This window comes from Microcoleus sp. N9_A2, from assembly GCF_036701775.1.
Lineage (GTDB): Bacteria > Cyanobacteriota > Cyanobacteriia > Cyanobacteriales > Microcoleaceae > Microcoleus.
In genome coordinates this window covers 22,414-40,818 of record NZ_JAUBRH010000059.1, presented here as the reverse complement: position 1 = coordinate 40,818, position 18,405 = coordinate 22,414, and the positions used below count along the sequence as shown (strand labels likewise).

At 45.7% G+C, this 18,405-nt stretch carries 19 protein-coding genes; 4 read left to right on the top strand and 15 right to left on the bottom strand.

Annotated features, from left to right (window positions below; genetic code table 11):
* Positions 1-114 precede the first annotated feature (114 nt).
* From ltrA (QUA44_RS24930) to rpmH, 13 genes are all read right to left on the bottom strand, one after another.
* Positions 115-1,794: a group II intron reverse transcriptase/maturase gene (gene ltrA, locus QUA44_RS24930; protein WP_333255334.1), complete on the bottom strand. Its 1,680-nt coding sequence runs from the start codon at positions 1,792-1,794 to the stop codon at positions 115-117.
* Positions 1,795-2,447: 653 nt separating this feature from the next.
* The gene (gene ltrA / locus QUA44_RS24925) at positions 2,448-4,235 is read right to left on the bottom strand and encodes a group II intron reverse transcriptase/maturase (protein ID WP_333255336.1); all 1,788 of its coding nucleotides are present in this window, start codon (positions 4,233-4,235) and stop codon (positions 2,448-2,450) included.
* Positions 4,236-4,818: 583 nt separating this feature from the next.
* The gene (locus QUA44_RS24920; protein ID WP_333255338.1) at positions 4,819-5,619 is read right to left on the bottom strand and encodes a hypothetical protein; all 801 of its coding nucleotides are present in this window, start codon (positions 5,617-5,619) and stop codon (positions 4,819-4,821) included.
* A 354-nt stretch (positions 5,620-5,973) separates the two neighbouring features.
* Entirely contained in the window at positions 5,974-7,413 is a 1,440-nt protein-coding gene (locus tag QUA44_RS24915; protein ID WP_333255340.1) for a peptidoglycan-binding protein, read from the bottom strand.
* 531 nt (positions 7,414-7,944) lie between these two features.
* Positions 7,945-8,121, bottom strand: a complete 177-nt coding sequence (locus QUA44_RS24910) for a hypothetical protein (RefSeq protein ID WP_194010918.1) — start codon at positions 8,119-8,121, stop codon at positions 7,945-7,947.
* A 489-nt stretch (positions 8,122-8,610) separates the two neighbouring features.
* A complete protein-coding gene (locus QUA44_RS24905; protein ID WP_194067479.1) occupies positions 8,611-9,072 on the bottom strand; it encodes an SH3 domain-containing protein in 462 nt (153 codons plus the stop codon).
* Positions 9,073-9,176: 104 nt separating this feature from the next.
* Positions 9,177-10,685, bottom strand: coding sequence for an AAA family ATPase (locus QUA44_RS24900; protein WP_333255342.1), 1,509 nt, complete (start codon positions 10,683-10,685; stop codon positions 9,177-9,179).
* Between the two features lie 498 nt (positions 10,686-11,183).
* Positions 11,184-11,696 (bottom strand): YceD family protein, encoded by a 513-nt coding sequence (locus QUA44_RS24895; RefSeq protein WP_333255343.1) that lies wholly within the window; start codon positions 11,694-11,696, stop codon positions 11,184-11,186.
* 242 nt (positions 11,697-11,938) lie between these two features.
* Positions 11,939-12,412, bottom strand: coding sequence for a R3H domain-containing nucleic acid-binding protein (locus QUA44_RS24890; RefSeq protein ID WP_333255345.1), 474 nt, complete (start codon positions 12,410-12,412; stop codon positions 11,939-11,941).
* Positions 12,413-12,423: 11 nt separating this feature from the next.
* Positions 12,424-13,572: a membrane protein insertase YidC gene (gene yidC, locus QUA44_RS24885; RefSeq protein ID WP_333255347.1), complete on the bottom strand. Its 1,149-nt coding sequence runs from the start codon at positions 13,570-13,572 to the stop codon at positions 12,424-12,426.
* 204 nt (positions 13,573-13,776) lie between these two features.
* Entirely contained in the window at positions 13,777-14,169 is a 393-nt protein-coding gene (locus QUA44_RS24880) for a PH domain-containing protein (RefSeq protein ID WP_333067527.1), read from the bottom strand.
* Positions 14,141-14,545: a ribonuclease P protein component gene (gene rnpA / locus QUA44_RS24875; protein WP_333255350.1), complete on the bottom strand. Its 405-nt coding sequence runs from the start codon at positions 14,543-14,545 to the stop codon at positions 14,141-14,143. The genes QUA44_RS24880 and rnpA overlap by 29 nt, the downstream gene beginning before the upstream one ends.
* A gap of 42 nt (positions 14,546-14,587) precedes the next feature.
* Positions 14,588-14,725, bottom strand: a complete 138-nt coding sequence (gene rpmH, locus QUA44_RS24870) for a 50S ribosomal protein L34 (RefSeq protein WP_006632320.1) — start codon at positions 14,723-14,725, stop codon at positions 14,588-14,590.
* 286 nt (positions 14,726-15,011) lie between these two features.
* Here rpmH and QUA44_RS24865 point away from each other — a divergent pair, with 286 nt between their 5' ends.
* The 3 genes from QUA44_RS24865 (at position 15,012) to QUA44_RS24855 (ending at position 16,820) form a co-directional block, all read left to right on the top strand.
* Entirely contained in the window at positions 15,012-15,404 is a 393-nt protein-coding gene (locus tag QUA44_RS24865; protein WP_333255352.1) for a DUF433 domain-containing protein, read from the top strand.
* Positions 15,401-15,793 (top strand): ACP S-malonyltransferase, encoded by a 393-nt coding sequence (locus tag QUA44_RS24860; RefSeq protein WP_333255354.1) that lies wholly within the window; start codon positions 15,401-15,403, stop codon positions 15,791-15,793. Before QUA44_RS24865 ends, QUA44_RS24860 begins: the two co-directional genes overlap by 4 nt.
* A gap of 262 nt (positions 15,794-16,055) precedes the next feature.
* Complete coding sequence (locus QUA44_RS24855; RefSeq protein ID WP_333255356.1) at positions 16,056-16,820, top strand: hypothetical protein; 765 nt, start codon at positions 16,056-16,058, stop codon at positions 16,818-16,820.
* A gap of 398 nt (positions 16,821-17,218) precedes the next feature.
* Here QUA44_RS24855 and QUA44_RS24850 read toward each other — a convergent pair whose 3' ends face one another.
* A complete protein-coding gene (locus QUA44_RS24850) occupies positions 17,219-17,407 on the bottom strand; it encodes a hypothetical protein (protein WP_333255358.1) in 189 nt (62 codons plus the stop codon).
* Positions 17,404-17,682 (bottom strand): MarR family transcriptional regulator, encoded by a 279-nt coding sequence (locus QUA44_RS24845; RefSeq protein WP_333255360.1) that lies wholly within the window; start codon positions 17,680-17,682, stop codon positions 17,404-17,406. Before QUA44_RS24845 ends, QUA44_RS24850 begins: the two co-directional genes overlap by 4 nt.
* A 9-nt stretch (positions 17,683-17,691) precedes the next feature.
* On the opposite strand from QUA44_RS24845, the gene QUA44_RS24840 reads away from it, so the two are divergent.
* The gene (locus QUA44_RS24840) at positions 17,692-18,354 is read left to right on the top strand and encodes a class I SAM-dependent methyltransferase (RefSeq protein ID WP_333255362.1); all 663 of its coding nucleotides are present in this window, start codon (positions 17,692-17,694) and stop codon (positions 18,352-18,354) included.
* Positions 18,355-18,405 lie beyond the last annotated feature (51 nt).

Here is an 18,405-nt window from a genome sequence, read left to right as displayed (position 1 = left end):
TTTTACGTGAGAGTAAGGGGTGTGAATCCCTTAGTGGAGTAGGCTCCACGTGCCGAACGACCTTTCAGGTCGCGCCCCTAAGAACCGGACTTGACACTTGTCGCATCATCCGGCTCAAGCCTCTGCCTTCACAGTACGTTTACCACTGTGTACCACTTTATGACAGATTTTGTGTAGGTGCTGGAGATTGTCGATGTCATCCGAGCCTCCTTTTGTCATTGGTACTATGTGATGTGTTTCGATAGCTTCACCATTGCTAAGATATTCGCCACAGATAGGGCATTTCCCTCCTTGATTTTGGGCAATTTGGTAATACTTCCACCCTTTTTCCCAGATGGTTTTCCCAGATTTTGTGGCTCTTTTAGCCCAATATTTTGTTAGGTTGGGGTCGTCTGGGGATGCTGTTCCTTTTACCTTTATGTGGCGTTCGATGGGTATTTTAGCTATGTTAAATAGGCTAATTTCCTTGTTGTTACCTTTTCTGTCCTTGACATTGCAGGTAAACTCCCACCCTTTGCCTCTAATTTTAAAGTATCGGTTGGCAATCCACCGTTTGCTCTTGTTTGGGTGTCGCCGTTTTGCCCATCGCCAAAGTGCTATCCATACCTCAGAACTGATGTAGCTAAACACTTCTTTGCTGACGGCGTGGCGATAGTAGTTTCCAAAGCCTCGAAGTTTGGGGTTTAATTGTTCAATGACAATTTTCTGTTCTACCGTTTTATTTCTTTTGAGCCATTCCCTGATTTCCTTAAGGAATTTTAGGGCTTTCTCTTTTTGCGGTTTGATCAGTAGTTTGCCATTGTATTGTCTGAGATTGAACCCAAGAAAATTAAATCCTTCGCTGATGTGCACGATTCGGGTTTTCTCCCTATTTAGTTGTAACCCTTTGTTGGATAGCCATTGTTCGATTTCAGGTCGGATTTTCTCTATGTCTTCTTGACAGGTAGCGGTGACGATGAAGTCGTCTGCGTATCGGACGAAACCATATCTATCGGATTTGTATGAGCCTTTGACCTTCTTGAATTGGCTCAAGAAGTTTTCCAGACCGTGTAAGCCGATATTTGCCAGTAGGGGGCTGATAATGCCTCCTTGTGGCGTTCCGCTTTGTGTTTCATGAAGTTTTCCCTTGTCTATGTATCCTGCTTTTAACCATTGCTTGATTAGGCTGCGGGCGGGGAAATTCCCTATGGAATGTAGGATGGTTTCATGAGTGATATTGTCGAAGAATCCTGATAGGTCGGCATCCAGAACCCATGTGTCTCTATTACCTTGTAGGCGTAGAAAACACTGCTCAATGGCATCGTGGCAACTTCTTCCGACTCTGAATCCATAACTGTTTGCCTCGAAAAGAGCTTCCCAGATTGGTTCTAGAGCGTTCTTAACTATGGCTTGTGCTACTCTATCCTTGATGGTGGGGATGCCTAATGGTCTTTGCTTCCCATTGGCTTTTGGTATATATACTCTTTTGGTGGGTTTAACCTTCCATAGTGTGTGCTGCCCCATTTCTCGGATGAGTTTTACCCGTTGTTCAGGTGTTAATGCTACCTCCTTGTCCACACCTGCTGTTCGTTTTCCTTGATTCAGTTGGGTAACTTTACGCACTGACAAAATTAGATTGTCGAAGCTTCTTAACATCAGTTTTGTGAGGCTTCTGACCTGATTCCACTGACCGCTCTGTGTGGCACGATAAATCCGTTTCCTCAGATTCTTAACATTCTTGACGATTGATTTCCAGTCAATCTGTGACCAGTCGTTAAGTTGTCCAGAGCTTCCGATAACCATAGTGGTTTCCATCTTTCAATCTCCGTTTAGTTTCTTTGAATCCTGTTTATCGTTTAAGACCTGTCAGAAGTGGGCTACCATTTTCAGGCGGTGTGATGTTGGGATATTCCTCAACCCTTATCCTCTGCATTACACAGGGCGTTCGCTTTCTCTGACTTCCTTTACCCCCTAGACAATTCGGCTGTGATTACTCTTGGCTTACTCTCTTGTTTCGACCTTAAGAGAGAGTCTATTGGGCTTACCGTGTTTCGCTTTTGATGACCTGCGAAAAAGGTTAGGATTCGACTCATACTCCGATAGCTTTTTGAACTTCTTTATTAGACAGCGAAACTTCTAATAATCAGCTATTTACCTTTTGGTTAAGGTGTTCCAGCCTGATTTCACCTTTTCGTGTATCACGGAGCTAGATTAGTCGTTTACTTATCGTTAACCCTTCCTTTTCTTCCTCTTGCATACACTACCGATTTAGGCTATCAGCTTAGATGCTTGTGTGGTCTGCACTCCAACGATTTTATTACTTACTTTCGTTGTGACCGGACTCGGATTGAGTCTTTTACACGAGGACTGAGGAGAAGTACCCCAGAGAGAGACGGCTCTCTACTCATCAAATGCGACTTTGCACGTCGCGCTTCCCTTCACACGGCTCCTCAATGATTTGGTGCTTGTCACGCATACCTCATTACCCATTTATCCTCAACTTTTTCAAGTATTTTGGAGGGCTTAGGCTCGACTCTGTTGCAGTCGGATTTGTTGCCGAGACTGCCATCGCTAGCAGTTTTTGTGTCGTGGCAATGTCTGTGCAAAAGCTGCCAGTTATCATAGGAATCCTTGCCACCTTGCGATTTGGGAATTCTGTGGTCAGCTTCCATCACATCGTCTTCACGGAAAAACAAGCCGCAATGGGCGCACTTCCCTTTTTGCCTTTTTAAGAGTTTTGATACCCTAATTGGCATTTCGGGGTTGTTACCCATTCTTGTACTCCAGTAAACTAGGTTTCCGTCGTATGGAGACGATTCGCCTTTAACTTTTACATGGCGCACTATAGGAGTGTCAGCATGGTTGAGTAACCGAAGAGGGTTTAACCCTTCTTCCCTGGTTGCGAATACCCAGTTATCACCGTCTATGGACTGCCAATATTTCTTTGACACCCATTCCCCGTTCTTTTTCGGGTGACGGCGTTTTGCCCAAGCTTTTAGCTTTTGGTACGTCAGAGCATTGAGTTTTGAGTAAATTTCTTTGCTCACAACTGTTGCATAGTAGTTAGCCCAACCCCGTATTATTGGGTTTAATCGGCTGATTAGCGCCGCTTGCGGTGCTGCCTTATGAGCTTCAATTACACTAGCGATTTGGTCGTAATGTACCTTTTGCTTCTGCTTACTTGGGGTGATGATTGTTTTAAACCCTTGCTTTGAGTGATACTTTCCTACTGGAAATTGTTGTATTGTGAAACCTAGGAAATCAAATCCTGGTTTTTCTTGCTCATACGGGTTGAGGGTGTGAGCAAGTCTCGTTTTACTGGGCTTTAATTCCAAACCCATGCCTTTTAACCATTCAGATATAATCTCTTTACATCTTTGGACAACGGTTAAGTTTTCGTGGAGAATCACGAAATCGTCGGCATAACGAATTAAACTTATGCTTCTACGGTTATCCCGTTTACCTAGACCACTTTTAGTGGGAAAGGTATCGGCGTATTGCTTAATTCGTTCTTCCATCCCGTGAAGGGCAATATTTGCCAGTAACGGGGATATTACCCCGCCCTGTGGCGTACCCTCAGATGTTGGAAACAACTGCTTTGATTCCATCACTCCCGCTTTTAACCAGGCTCGAACTTGTCGGCGGATGGTGGGGAATGTATTTAATTTTATTAGCAGCGCTTCTTGGTCGATGCGGTCAAAACATTTGGCAATATCGGCATCTAGTACGTATTTAGGCTTAAGCCTAATTGCATTAAATATTGCTTCTACCGCATCATGGCATGAGCGTCCGGCTCTGAACCCGTATGAATTCGGTTCAAATCGCGCTTCCCATTCTGGTTCTAGTGCCAGTTTGACAAGTGCTTGCAAGGCTCGGTCTTTCATTGTAGGTATGCCCAAAGGTCGCTTTTCTCCCGTTCCAGGCTTAGGAATCCATACCCGCCTAGTTGGGCTGACCTTTGTACCCAGGTTTAAGTTACCAGTAAGTTCTACACGTTGCTTTGGAGTCAGCGATTTAACGCCATCTACACCTGCCGTCTTTTTCCCTTGGTTATCCTGGGTAACTCTACGAACCGCTAAAGCTCTTGCTGACCATGACTTCATCAGCGTCTTTTGGAGTCTGCGATATGCTTTCACATCACCACGGGCAGAGGCTTGATAAATTCTCTTTTGGAGCTTATACACGCTACGCTCTAGCTTGCGCCAGTTAATAGAGTGCCATTCCACCATCAGTTGTTGAGACTGTGTATTAGACATATATACTCACTACTTGGGACTTTATCATCCAAATCACCGTAAGTCTGTTTGCATATTCTGGGCATTACCCCAGACCTTCGCTTCTGACTTAATCTCCCCTACTCGCTGCATACGGTTAGCACCTACTCAAGTATTCGACCTCCTGAGAGCAGACGAGAGGTTATCTCGTTCCGAATGACCATAGTATGTACTTTTAGAGTGATGCTTTTCGCCAGGTTTATAGGAAGTGCTTGTTGGTCAACCAGGTAATTGCCAACTCCTTATCCTTTGCCTTTTGGCTCCAGCGCATTTAGCCTTATTTCGCTGGTTCATGATAATGACGATTCAAACGCATCTTTAAGCCGAGGCTTTACTCATGGGTACTTTGCTCGGTGCTTACCAACTTAGGCTGTCAGTAATAACACCTTTCATCCCCGCTTCAGGCGTTGATGGCTAGTCTCGAACCTGGGGGATGTGCTTTCACCGCTGCACCTGCGGGGTAGGATTTGAGGTTTCTAGGATATTGACTCTCACCTACATGGTCATTCAGTTGTCAAGGTTCTACCTTGCGGCTAATCCCCCTAACCCTTTTTAGGATTGGTTTCTAGCCAACGAGTCGCACACCGGGATTCATGTCGATTCCAATGCAGCCGTATATCCTATTTTTAGAAACTTGACTCACAGGATTTGGAGTAAATTGCACGGCAATAACCCACTTTCCGTTCTTGCGATAGAAATGCCAGGTATACGCCCCGCATTCTGGTAGCCTATTTATATTGCGATTGAAATCACCAACCTCAGAAGACACAGTTTTTCCAAATCGTGATTCTAAGTATTTGGGGAGTCTAAAAGTTATTTTTTTCCCATTCCACTGGGAGACTTGATTGCCGAAAGACTCGTCTTTAGAGCCGACAACAAAAATATCGCCGTGAGGGATGAAAACTTTGATTGGCTTGACTCTTAAATGTTTAATTCTGTTAGTCAACAGAGTCATTCTGCGCTTTATATTGTGTATTTGAAAGCGTAAGTTCTGCCAATTTGTAGACTTATACTGGAGCGAGCAGGCTATGGGAAAAATGCAGCCTGTCTTTGAGTTTTGCCATTTTTTCTTGGCATAAAATTTACGAGCTGATACCAGTTTGCGTTCGGCTTTTTTGAGCCACGCACTAATAGATTTAATCTTCCCATCAAGAGTTTTTATATGTAGAATCCTGTGTTCTTTAGCGCCGTCTACACGACCTTTGGCGGCACTGATTACACCGTTCGCGTGGCGCTTATTGATGCCATAGGTTTGCTGTAGGTGCGTGTTCCAGTCAGATTTCTTGAAGTCTGTATTCAAGAGTAAGTGGTTGACTGTTTCAATGCTTGCAGCCCTAAAGATTGGGGCGTAAGCTTCTAAGAACATCTCGAAATCTGTAAATCCTAGTTCGTTGAGTTCATTCGTTGGTGTGGGCAAGCCTTTGCAATAAGTTAGGGTAGCGATTGATTCGACCTCTCAATGCGGTTGTATCTTTGTATATTAATCGCTTCGCGCAGAATTCGCAAGATTTTGAATGAGTTCTTTATTTCCGAAACGTTGCTGGCGAGGTCTTCTTCAAAGCAAAGGTTGCGTCTTTTTTCGATCAAAATCACTAATGCTAATTAGTCTGTCGATTAATTTACCGAGAATTTAGTAATTAAATTCTCGGTAAATCTAGATAAACTGTCAACTGCCGCAGCCCCTGTAAAAGCCGAGGTCTTGCAGCCACCTTTGTCAGTATTAAATGCTCGATCGACGAGAATTGACAGTGCTGCTAATCGGAACAGCAGGAACAGGCAACCTCCGAGCCAATCCGTTTTGAATTTCGGCCAAAGTTGCCGGAGTGGCAATACCCGTCGCCGGAGACAAATTGCGTTCCTGCTGAAACGACAGCACCGCCCATTCAGTCTCGGCTCCAAATACTCCATTCACCAGGCCGGGATTTTTGCCCAGACTTCTGAGCGCTGATTGAAGCTGTAGCACCGCAGGCCCTTTATCACCCCGCCGGATACCCCTTGCGACTGGCTGCTGCGCCTTTGCTGCCTGCCTGTGGCCTAGTCGCAAAGCCGATCGAGTGCTGCGATCCACCCGACCAGTCCCGAACATCCCGCTATCTTTCTGAAACCGGATCAAAGCTATCTGAGTTGGTCGATCGAACCAACCGTGAATCTGGCTCCTGTAATAACCCAATTGTTGCAGCCGCCGCTGCACAAATTCAACTTCTCGGCCTGTGTCGCCCAACTCCAGAAAATCTCCAGCATTACTCTGCTCGTCATTTTCTCCAGGATATAAGGTAATTTGATTAGACCTCATCTCCGCATCGATAGCAGTCAAAGTGGCAGTGTCAGCGCAGCCGTCAGAAACCAAATTATAATCTTGCTGAAAACGAGTCACAGCGTAAAGAGTGCGCTCGCGAAACTTGCCGTCAACGTCGCCTTCAAAATAACCCAAAGCTTTTAACTGCCGCTGGATCAAGTCTACCGTCGCCCCTCTGTCCCCGAAACGCAGCCCCTTGCAACCGCCATTTCCCGAAATATTCCCTGGAAGCGTAACGGGGGAAACCGGCCGGGTGGAACCAAACACCAAAGCTAAAGTTTGCCTATCGGCAACTCCAGTCACCCGCAGTCGATTAATTCGCTGGAAGTATCTAACGGCATTTTGAGTCACTTCCCGAAAACTCCCTGTGGGATGCGCGCTGAAGTAGCCTAGCTGCTTCAACCTGCGCTGCAGAGCAGAAACATCTGCACCGGCGTCTCCAAAACGCAGCTCCCGATAATTTGTATAAATAGTATTAAAAGGTCGATCGTCATCCCCGGCAAAACTGTTGAGTGCTATCACAGTAGCTCGATCGGGCCGGCCAGTCAGCGACAGTTGATAGTCTCGCTGAAAGTTAGTCAGCGCCTGTTTAGTAACCGGGCCGAGTTGACCTGTCGAAGATCTGGGAAAATAGCCGAGATCCCGCAACCTGTCTTGAACCGCTCGCACATTCGGATATCCCGGATCTATTTGAGCAAAAGCCGAACCGGCTGCACTCAACACCGACAGCATCAAAGCCAGAGACAACAAACGGAAATAAGTCTGACTTGATAATAGGTTTTGCCACTTGGGCGCATCAAAAATTTTCGACTCTGCGGGTGCTTCGCAAACAAGAGCAAGTTCGAGGTAGGCGAGGGATTCCATAATTTTTTAGTGTGAAATTGTGGGTGGGTTGTGTGAGCAAACTGCCAAAAATGATTTTTGGCACGCTTGGCTTGGATTCTATCAACGCTAAGTTATACCTGGAAAGCGCGAAGCACCCGTTTTTTTTAAAAATTTACAGTCAAAAATAATTACAGGTAATAACCAAGATAGCATCGCTGCTTCTAGAGGCGCGAGACTCAGCAAAAAAAGTTTGCAGGCATAGTCTTAGCCTGTAAGGCCAAAAAAGAATAAGTTCTGGGGTAGTGCTGGCTAATATTTTATCTCGCTGCCGCAGAAATTACCACAAGACTTGGGCGCCGGTTGTCATCACCTTAATTTGTTTTCTGGTAAAGAGCCTGAAATCGCAGGTTTTTTGTTAAGAAACGCGGCTTTTTCATGTGGCGAGTGCATCTGGGAAAGTACCGCTGATTAACCAAAAAACTAGCCACTAAAAATCCCCACTTTTGCTAGTTGCAAATAGGGCGGGGATTTTTTGATAAGTTGACTTTGTATTAAAAAATCGACGATCGCTTAAATTAAGCCGAACCGATCGCAAATCAAAGCTACTCCCGCCGCAAAAACAGTAATTGCCAAAGCTACCAGCGGGTTTTGGCCTCTGCTGACTGCAAAAGAAGTGACCACCCCAGCTCCTAATGCCGCAGTTACAGCAGCAGTCGCCAAATCTCGATCGGGACGTTTGTCGTACATATCTTTTATTTTTGGTAGCTATTAAGCTGAAAAGTTACCTCTTGGGATCAAAGCTATCACTGTTGCTTCTGCCTAGGTCACAAATCCCTCAGTTTCGCAACTAAGCTTAAAATTTTGCTAAGTTTCTTAACATACTCTAATTAATTAGATAGCTTTTACTTATACAAAGCCTGGTCTGGGGGTGGGATTTTTGGTTAAAAAACCTTTGCGCTGCTTGGCTTTAATGTCAAATTGCTGATTTTGCTCGGACTCGCACCCACAGTCTCAGAGTCTCTGATTGCCATCCCAAATATTGCAAATAAACTTTACTTGACTTTTATAAATAAATGTGATACTGACTTTTTGAATCGCAGATTAAGATTAGACTTGTTGCGTAGATTTTCGCTCTCGGAAACCCCAGGTATCAGGCAGATCGACGCTTTCTTAAGGCAGATAATTTCCCGATCGCGGATAAGGGTTGTCGTGCAGGACTTGAGATCGGCTATTGTCCTATTCACCTTCGACTTTTGCAGTATTGCCGCCCTTTACCCAACCTTCGCGATTTCCATCCTCAACCCGAATTCGCTGCCACTCTTTGTCCGGGGAATCTTCTAAAACTACGACTTTTTCGTTGTAACCGACACCGCCAATCCGGTTTGAGTCTCTGCTTCCACTGTCTCTGAGAATTAAGCCGATCGGCTGAGTCACTAAAGCTCGGTAAGCTCCCGGTTCTAAGGGTTTCGGAGACTGCTCATCGCTAGATGTAGAAACAGGGCTAGCTTGCGCTGTTGACTTGGGTTTTGCGCCGGCAACCTGAACTGCTGTTTTGTCATTGGAAAACATCGGTTTTTCGGGCACAGTAGTTAGCTTAGCGGCAAAGTAAAGTGCAGCCGCCACGCTAGCGCCTGCCATGAGGACGATCGCTAGCAGAAAACCCACTAAAAACTTGAAAACGCTATATATACTGTTCATTGCTGACTGTTGACTGTTGACTGTTGACTGTTGACTGCTGACTGTTGACTGCTGACTGTTGACTGTTGACTGTTGACTGCTGACTTACTACTGTCTTCGAACGACTATCCCTGAATCCGGCGGCTCAGACTGCCGTATCTGGAAGCAAGGCGAGCTTTCCCAGCAGCGGCCCAATCTTGTAAAAATTGGATTTGCTCGCTCGCCGTTCTGGCTAAGGGTACCATCTGACTGGCTGATTCTAAAATATCATCTGTGGTAAAGTCTCGATTTTGGCTAAACCCAATGTGCATGGCTTCAATCAAAGTTTGCTCAATTTCGGCACCCGAAAAATCGGGAGTTTCGTAAGCCAAGCGCTCTAAGTCGTAATTTTTGATACTGTGCGATCGCAACCGCAACAAATGTACCTCAAAAATTGCCCGCCGTTCCTCCTGACTGGGCAAACCTACAAAAAATATTTCGTCAAACCTGCCTTTTCTGAGCATTTCCGGCGGCAAAGACTGGATGTTGTTCGCCGTAGCAACTACAAAAACCGGTGAAGTTTTTTCTGCCAGCCAAGTAATAAAAGTCCCGAACACGCGGCTGGTTGTCCCGGAATCGCCTTTACCGTCCAATCCCGAAAAAGCTTTATCAATCTCGTCAATCCACAGCACGCAAGGGGCCAAGGCTTCGGCTAGCTGAATCATTTGTCTGGTGCGCGATTCCGATTCGCCGACTAATCCGGCAAATAAGCGCCCGACATCCAATCGCAGCAAGGGTAAATGCCAGTGGTGGGCGATCGCCTTTGCAGTTAAGGATTTGCCTGTTCCTTGAATTCCGACTAACAACAGGCCTCTGGGATGCGGCAAACCGTATTGGCGGGCTCGTTCGGAAAAAGCACCGCCGCGCCGCAGCAGCCATTCTTTGAGATTGTCCAAACCGCCGATATCGGAGATGTTTTCGCGGGCTGGGTAAAAATCGAGAATTTGAGTTTGGCGGATTGTTTGGCGCTTTTCTTCTAAAATCAGTTCCGCGTCGTCTGGGTGCAGTTCGCCTCTGGTGGCGATCGCCTTTGCCAAAACTCGCCGGATTCGTTCGATCGACAGACCTTGACAGGAGCGCACTGTTTCGTCCAGCAAACGCCCTTCTATGGCTTGTCCGGTAGACCCTAACAGTCTTTCCACCTCAATTTTTATTTCCGCCGCCGCAGGCAGGGGAAACTCCAAAACTGTGATTACTTCGCTGAGGTCTTCGGGGATCGAAGTTATTGGAGAGACGATGACAAGATTTTTGGGCATCGATTTGAGGAGTCTCGCCAAATTCCGCAGCTTGCGGGAAATTGAAACATCTTCTAAAAACCGCTGAAAGTCTCGCAAAATAAAGATCGCCGGCGCGGATGCGGGCAATTTTTCGAGAAATTCTAAAGCTTGCAGCGGGTTGCGCTTGCCAAAACCGGCATCGTTGGGATTTCCTTGGTAGCCGTCAACAAAATCCCAGATGTAGACTGCGCGAGAACCCTGTTTTTTGGCGCATTGGGCGATCGCTGCTTCGACGCGCTCTTCTTCCCGTGTGGGAATGTAAATTAGGGGGTAGCGCGATCGTAGCAGTAGTTCAAACTCGTCACTAAAAATAGTCATTAGTTATTAGTCAGTAGTCAGTAGTCAGTAGTCATTAGTCAGTAGTCATTAGTCAGTAGTCATTAGTTATTAGTGCTGTCCCTGCTCGCTTTCCATTATTAGTCATTAGTCATTAGTCATTAGTCATTAGTCCCCGCTCGGAAACGTCATTAGTCATTAGTTATTAGTCATCGGTTGCTAGGTGGTGTTATTTTTTTGCACTCGTTATTCCACCGTTCGTTAGTGGTTAGCTATGAAATCCTTTGTTTCGGAGAGTAAAAATATTTTTTGTTTGTGTGAGTGCGAGCGGGGACGTTCGCACTCGCGTGTAAAAGCAAAACTGAAATACTTCATTAGCTAATGACTACTGACTAATGACTGCTGACTAATGACTATTGACGGCTCTCCTGGGTTTATGGTGCATACGGTATCAGGCACAACTGTTCGTGATTCTGTGACGCCCTCTCCGTAAGGATATGCGGTTTGCTTATCACTACAAACTCATGAGAGCCCTATTGACTAAGGCAATTGCCGTTTAAGTGCTGCCAAAGATGCCCAGCGACTGTCAGAGATTGTTTCTGAGCTTTCTGTCTCTGCATCCTCATTGAAATCTATTCCCGGACATTTAGTATCGCATAGCTGTTTGTGTGGCAGTTCCAAGCACAGTTGCTGATACACCCAATCACTTGGAGAAAAAGAGTCGGTAGGCGACAAATTTTCCACCAAATTTTCTAAATCAACTTCAAATTCTCCTGAACTTGCATCATGCTGATTCGGTTTTTCTTCGAGCCAAATTATTTCAGATGATTGGAGTCTCAAACGGTGATTGTATTGTTTCAAGCATCTGTGGCAGGTGAGAGTGACAATTGTTTCTGCTTTCGCCTTCACCTCAAGGAAATTCCCTTGGTGAGTAACTTGCAGTCGCCCCCGCACCGGAGTAAGAGTTTCTAAATCGGGGATAATTTCTTCAAAATCAATGACCTCTTTCCGCTCGGTTTTTGTGAGTAGATGAGGGATATAAATTGTCTCCATAATCATCTTTTGCCGTTTTATTCTCGTCGTCTCAAGGCAAAAGTCAAAAGGAATAGCTAATTTTTGGCTTTTTCCTTTTTCCTTTTTCCTTTTTTCCCAGAAAGAATTGGTTTAAAGCCGGAAGCCTGATCGGGATAAATTAAAATCAGACTATTCATTACTCCAATCCTCTTCCTTCCATGTAGAGGTCGCTACCCGTGCGGTCAACTGTCAACTGTCAACTGTCAACTGTCAACTGAACGTCAGCGCAGCCGCACTACCAAACGCCGATCGGCATCTTGTCCTTGACTGTAAGTTTCTATATCCTCACATTCGCTCAAAAAGCTGTGAACTTGACGGCGTTCTGCCGAAGACAGCGATTTGAGTTCAAATTCAACTCCCGTCGAACGCGCTTGATCGGCTGCGTACTCTGCCATCGATCGCAATTCCTCTTGGCGGCGGATGCGATAGCCATTTAGTTCAACTGTATAAGGAATTGACTCCTCTACTTCCTGGCCTATATTCTGAACCGTGTTGCAGAGGTACTGAATCGCATCTAGTACATTACCGTCTGGCCCGACTAAGATAGCAACTTGTTCGGGAGTCAGATTGCTTTCATCTATTGTCATCCAATAGCAATCTTTTTGTTGTTCGCATACCACTTTTGAAGGAATTGCGGACAGTTGTAGCAATTCTTCTAACCATGCCTGTCCGCGCTGCATTTGAGAGTCTTTCATTGTTGTTAAAATCAAGCCTTTTTCTTAGAACGCTTGGGCTCAAAGGGAAGTGCATCTAATCCCTGTTCTTTTTGGGTTTTCGCCTCTGCTTCGTCTACTATTTTTTGGAGATTTTCGGGCAGCGGTTCTCGGGACAAAATAAACGATTGAACTGTCTGGAAGATGTTAGCAATCAGCATATACATCAACACGCCAGCAGGCAGCGGGAAGAACAAAAACATCCCCGAAAATATGACAGGTGTTAGTTTGTTGACTGTAGCCTGTTGTGGGTTGTCGTTTGGCCCTTGTGCTTGTCCTGAAAGAGTTTGGTTGATATACAAACTGATCCCGAAGCCCAGGATCATCACCAAAATATCCCAGTGGATTGTACCGTCTGAGTCGATCGCGCCCACGCGGCCGAGAGCTTCAATAAACAGGAATCCTTTGTTACTAGCCAATCCGGGGATTGTGCCTTGAACAGTGGCTTCACCGGGCGCTAAGGCCGTGATGTTGCCCTGTTCATCTACCTGGACAGTTTCTTCGCCTTTGATGACTTTCCAGTGTGGTTCAAAGTCGATTTCGCTCTTATTTTCTGCCGCTAGGGCTTTGAGAGGTTTGCCCTCTGGGGTTTGAAAATTAATTTTGGTTGTGTCGCCGACTGCGAGTTGGTCACCGCCTGGAATTACGCCCACAACAGGAGCATGAAAAGTACCTGTGACGTAAATATTTTGTGGCGGTGTAGCAAAAGCTTGCGGTTGAACAGTTTCGATTTGTTCTTTCGGCAAAACTTGAACGTTGACGCTGTAATTTATGTCAGAAAAAGGCGAACCCCTGAGTGTTGCAAACAGTGCAAACAGCACTGGCATTTGCAGCACCAATGGGAAGCATCCTGCTAGAGGATTACCAAATTCTTTGTATACTTTGCTCATTTCCTCCTGCTGTTTTGCAGGATTTTCTTTATAGAGTTTTTGAATTTGATCTACTCGCTCTTTCATCAAAGGCTGCGCTACTTTCATGCGCCGCATATTGCGAAGAGAGCCTGCGTTGAGAGGATAAAGAGCAAAGCGAATCACGAGCGTCAGTGCTACGATCGCTAAACCGTAGCTTGGCACGATCCCGTAGAAAAAATCTAGGATCGGCAGCATTAGGTTGTTGGAGAGAAACGAGATACCAAAATCCATTCGCTTTGAGTTAATTTAGGTGCTCTATGTTTGCTGTTGAGAACTATTTTTACCCGCTGAAGGCGAGCCGCCTCAATTTTCAGGGTTTTGTCTCTATCTTAGGACATTGCCCGTCGATCGACCGCCTGGTCTGCGGGTTTGTTGTAATGAGTTTGCCAATACTCGCACTGAATTGGGCCTCTAATCAGGGTGAAAGCGGTTGGGTTATTTAGCTTGAGCCGCGTTTGCTTTTTGAGCTGCTACGGGTAGTTTTTCGTTAATGTAGTCATACATTGCTCGAAATTTCGGCATAGCTCTGAGTTCCAAGCGGCTGCCATTTTTCATGGTGAGCACCATGTCTCCGTAAGTCCCGAAACCGCGAGGTACTGTGACGATTTTGACTATATCTGAGTAGATAACGTCTGTCTGATCGCCCCCCATCCAGCCGCTAGTTACGGACACTCGGCGACTCGTGATCCGATACCGCAGCCACAGAGCCCGGACAATTGCTCCTACTGCTAGGGGGATTCCCACCACAGTCAGCCCCAGGAGTAAATTGAGGATCAAGTCTCCCGGCGCGGGGCCGCCTTCATAATATACTTCCTCTCGAATTCCCATCTAGTACCTCGGCTTCTACCAACAACTGCTCTAATTCTTGCAGAATTTCTGCATAATTGCACTCTTGTGCGATCGGACGCACGACAATTACTAAATCCCACCCGAATTTTAATCGGGGCAATAGCTGGCGCAAAGCTGCCCGAATCTGACGCTTAATCCGGTTGCGGACTACAGCGCGTTTGCTAACCTTCAGACTGATAGAAATGCCTGTGCGACTTGGTTGCAAGGATTTTTCGGCTGTCGGTTTGCTTAATTCGGCGCTTTTTGGTTTGCGTAGAGCTCTTAAGCTGAAATGAGCGGAGTTGCGGCGCATTCCCTTGCGGTAGACGGCGCTGAAGTCTTTTCGGTGTTTGAGTCGGTTTGTCTCGGGCAACATGGCGTAGGGCGATCGTTGAGGCCTCTCAACCTTGATGCAGTGCTAGACTGCGAGGCGGTGGCGACCTTTGCTGCGGCGAGCTTTGATTACCAATCGACCGGTTGCGGTACGCATTCTGGCGCGAAAACCGGATGTTCTTTTTCTTTTGCGGCTGGTTCCGTGCAGGGTTTGCTGTGTCATTTTGATGTCTCCGGGCTTGTTACTTTACTTTTGATTAATATTCACAATCTTCTAGTTTACCATAGAGTGGTTTTCTTGGCAATAATATTTTTCTGAGTTGATATGTATTGAGAGTTGATTGAAGTGGCGATCGCAGCCTTGAATGATTGGAAAAGCCTAGAATCCAGATTTCTTTAAGTGCTGCGAGTTTATGAACGGCTGAAATCTATTGAAAGCATTCCCCAAAAAAATTTGATGTTTGAAAAACAATGCGTTAAAATGCCAATATAGCCAACCGGAAAAACAGATGAATGCCACAGTATTAACCCCTAATCCTAATGGAAAGGTTACGATAGTCCGCACAGAAAGGGGGCTGACAATCGCGGGAACACGCATAACTCTTTATGATGTAATAGATCATCTCAAAGCCCAGTATCCCCCTAAATTCATTCGCGATGTATTTAACCTTACAGATGAGCAGCTCCGCGCGGCTCTTTCCTACATAGAAGCGCATCAAACAGACGTAGAAGCTGAGTATCAAGAAGTTTTGAAATCAGCCGAAGAAACTCGGCAGTATTGGGAAGAGCGCAACCGCGAACGCTTTGCTCGCATCGCTGCAACTCCCCCTCGCTCTGAATATGAAGCTGCGCGAGTCAAACTTCAGCAACGCAGAGCACAGCGGGCAGCAACAAAGCAATGATGATTCTGGCTGACTACAATTTGAATCGACAAGCTCTCTTGCTGTCTGGAAGTCTGGTGGCAGGAGGGTGGTTAGATATTGCTCCCATTCGGTTAGTGACATTTCAAGATATTGGCTTACCATCTAATAGCGACGATCGAGTTGTTTGGCGATTGGCTCAATCTAATCAGATGCTTTTATTGACAGCAAACCGTAATGCAAAGGGTGAAGACTCTCTGGAACAGGTGATGCGGGAAGAAAATGAGCCAACTTCATTTCCCATTATCACGATTGGCGATCCAGATCGGGTTAACGAATATGATTATCGAGAGCGTTGTGTTGAAAAGCTTGTAGAAATCGCGATCGATATCCAAGACTATATGGGAGCAGGTCGGTTATTTATTCCGTAAACATATCTATTTAAGTTGATGAGTAGAACACTTGTCAGTTCACCGATATAAAATAAAGATAGCTTTTTTCAGTGCGACGGCTTAAGTGTTTGGGTCGAATCGTGCGGCGAACTTGATTAAGGAAGGGAGATTCTGATGGGGAGTAAGAAGGGGTTGACATTACATCATTAAGCTGCGGTATTTTCCGATTATAGTGGGTATTGTACCGCAACTGCGATACAATTATAAGTGAGTTCGCGTTTAATCTCATCAATTTACACGTATGAATCTACCTGATTGGCTTTATGAGAAACCAGCACTACCAACCGAGGAGACATTTGATCGCTTTGTCAAGAGTTTTGAAGGGCAAAAGATTTCTGACCTTCTCTCTGGCAATCCTTCATTTCAAAATGCTGATTATCTTTTTCCCAATGAGAATGTTATTGCAGAGTTGAAAACATTACAAACTGATTTTGGAACAACCGACTCATTTCGAGCTAAGCACATCGAGCTTGTCAAGAAGTATCTCTCGGAAAGCCGGATGACCCTCAGTGCAATTTTTCATAGTGCAGAACAGCCAAAGGAGTATATAGGAGATATACTTCGCCTGTTTCGACCTGCTTTAAGTCGAATTCTTAAGAAAGCAAACACGCAACTCAAAGAAACCAAGAGAGAACTAAATCTTCCAAACACACCGGGAATACTACTTCTAATAAATGACGATTTTCTTTCTCTTGAACCTCGATTTATCACGAGCATAATATGTGAAATTTTATCCCACTCGTATTCATCTATAGATGCCTTCGTTTATTTAACACTTAACCACTACGTTGATATTCCGGGTAATAATTATGCAAACCTTCTGTGGATTCCTGTTTATAGTGAGAGAGCACCAGATTCGCTAACAGGTTTTGTAAACAAGTTAGGTAGCCAATGGTTTCAATTTCTGGAGACGGAGACTGGAGAATTTGACAACAGAATTGTGACAGACGATCCAGCCAGCATTTTACAAGCAAAAGCTATTCCACGAAGCCCAGACGAGAGCTAACAATTCAAATGCAGCGGACGGTTGAGAGCCGCTAGTGCTGAGTTCGAGCCTGTCTGCCGCCGCAGATTTGAGCCGTTAGCCTGCACAAGGTCTAGGATCTATTTGAACAGGTGTTTTTAGAACTGTATAGCTAAGTAATTCTAAATCTTTAGTTTTGGAATTCAGCAAAAGATTTATTTTGAATACGGGGGTAAGCCTAGGGATCTAATTTAGATCACTAAAGGTTACGACCAAAGTTGGTATCACAGCTTATTTAGACTTTCCACCGCTGTCTGATGAAGATTTAGTAATGAATGCTGAGGGCCTTTTTCTGGAATTAGACGAGCCAGAAACAGCGTAGGAGTAGTCCCGATCGCGGTGAAGTAAAGACAACGTTCCGGAAAACTGAGACCGCTATCTCAATCGCCAGAATCCACTGCATCCGGCAATCGATCAGGATCGATACCTTGCGATCGCAGCATTTCCTCTAATCTTTCTACACGTTGCTGGGCTTGCTCCTTCGCCAGTCGCTCTTGTTCCTTCGCCAGCCGCTCTTGCTGTGTGCGTTGTCTTTCCCGCTCTGTTGTATGCCGGAGTCTGTCAGTCAAATGCGCCAAATGCGCCGATCGCGGGTGTGTCTCTCCCGGCGGACTAGGCCTGTTTCTTCCATGCCATCCATCGCGCGTCTCAGCGTCCCGCCTACCTCTTGCAGTTTGTCGCCAATGCTGGAAGTCGGCAAACCGTCTTCTTGCCACCAGCCCAAAGGGTGCCAGCAGGTTATTTGGCGATCGACTGCTACGCTAAAAGCGGGAATCCGCCCTCTGCCGGATATGTTAACAATTCTTATTGTTCTTAAACTAGAAAGAGTAAATCTAGTTTGCAATCGGAATTTATGTTGCTTCCAGCCGACCAACGCACCAAGTTAGACGACACCGACGACAATTTGTTCTATTCCGCTCCCCGGTATGTGACTCACGTAGACGATGGATTCATTCAGCAACTCACCGATTTATATCGGGAACGGCTGAAACCGAATACTCGGATTTTTGATATGATGAGCAGTTGGGTTTCTCACTTGCCTGACGAGATGCAATTTGCCCATGTTGAAGGGCACGGCATGAATGAAGACGAGTTGGCAAAGAATCGCAGACTGAATCATTATTTCGTGCAGAATTTGAACGCAAATCCCAAATTGCCACTGCCGGATGCAGAGTTTGACGCGGTTGTCAACTGTGTTTCCGTACAGTATTTGCAGCACCCGGATGCGGTTTTTGCCGAGATTCACCGGATTTTAAAGCCTGGTGGCGTAGCAATTATGAGCTTTTCCAACCGGATGTTTTATCAAAAGGCGATCGCGGCTTGGCGGGAAGGTTCCGAGGGCGATCGGGTAGAATTAGTCAAGGGTTACTTTGATTCTGTCAAAGGAGCGAACATACCCGGATTTAGCAAGCCCGAAGTAATAGTTCGCAAGCCTAACTTGCCGAGTTTTATGCAAATGCTGCGAATACCAAGCGGCGATCCATTTTATGCGGTAGTTGCTTACCGCCAAAGTTAGGATTTTTGGGCAGTAAGGACTTTAGGACTTTAGGTGAAGATTGAAAGGACT

What these genes read in the sequence shown, in the direction of transcription:
- ltrA (WP_333255334.1), bottom strand. Translation starts at nt 1,794, where the DNA reads ATGGAAACCACTATGGTTATCGGAAGCTCTGGACAACTTAACGACTGG.
- ltrA (WP_333255336.1), bottom strand. Translation starts at nt 4,235, where the DNA reads ATGTCTAATACACAGTCTCAACAACTGATGGTGGAATGGCACTCTATT.
- QUA44_RS24920 (WP_333255338.1), bottom strand. Translation starts at nt 5,619, where the DNA reads ATGTTCTTAGAAGCTTACGCCCCAATCTTTAGGGCTGCAAGCATTGAA.
- QUA44_RS24915 (WP_333255340.1), bottom strand. Translation starts at nt 7,413, where the DNA reads ATGGAATCCCTCGCCTACCTCGAACTTGCTCTTGTTTGCGAAGCACCC.
- QUA44_RS24910 (WP_194010918.1), bottom strand. Translation starts at nt 8,121, where the DNA reads ATGTACGACAAACGTCCCGATCGAGATTTGGCGACTGCTGCTGTAACT.
- QUA44_RS24905 (WP_194067479.1), bottom strand. Translation starts at nt 9,072, where the DNA reads ATGAACAGTATATATAGCGTTTTCAAGTTTTTAGTGGGTTTTCTGCTA.
- QUA44_RS24900 (WP_333255342.1), bottom strand. Translation starts at nt 10,685, where the DNA reads ATGACTATTTTTAGTGACGAGTTTGAACTACTGCTACGATCGCGCTAC.
- QUA44_RS24895 (WP_333255343.1), bottom strand. Translation starts at nt 11,696, where the DNA reads ATGGAGACAATTTATATCCCTCATCTACTCACAAAAACCGAGCGGAAA.
- QUA44_RS24890 (WP_333255345.1), bottom strand. Translation starts at nt 12,412, where the DNA reads ATGAAAGACTCTCAAATGCAGCGCGGACAGGCATGGTTAGAAGAATTG.
- yidC (WP_333255347.1), bottom strand. Translation starts at nt 13,572, where the DNA reads ATGGATTTTGGTATCTCGTTTCTCTCCAACAACCTAATGCTGCCGATC.
- QUA44_RS24880 (WP_333067527.1), bottom strand. Translation starts at nt 14,169, where the DNA reads ATGGGAATTCGAGAGGAAGTATATTATGAAGGCGGCCCCGCGCCGGGA.
- rnpA (WP_333255350.1), bottom strand. Translation starts at nt 14,545, where the DNA reads ATGTTGCCCGAGACAAACCGACTCAAACACCGAAAAGACTTCAGCGCC.
- rpmH (WP_006632320.1), bottom strand. Translation starts at nt 14,725, where the DNA reads ATGACACAGCAAACCCTGCACGGAACCAGCCGCAAAAGAAAAAGAACA.
- QUA44_RS24865 (WP_333255352.1), top strand. Translation starts at nt 15,012, where the DNA reads ATGAATGCCACAGTATTAACCCCTAATCCTAATGGAAAGGTTACGATA.
- QUA44_RS24860 (WP_333255354.1), top strand. Translation starts at nt 15,401, where the DNA reads ATGATGATTCTGGCTGACTACAATTTGAATCGACAAGCTCTCTTGCTG.
- QUA44_RS24855 (WP_333255356.1), top strand. Translation starts at nt 16,056, where the DNA reads ATGAATCTACCTGATTGGCTTTATGAGAAACCAGCACTACCAACCGAG.
- QUA44_RS24840 (WP_333255362.1), top strand. Translation starts at nt 17,692, where the DNA reads ATGTTGCTTCCAGCCGACCAACGCACCAAGTTAGACGACACCGACGAC.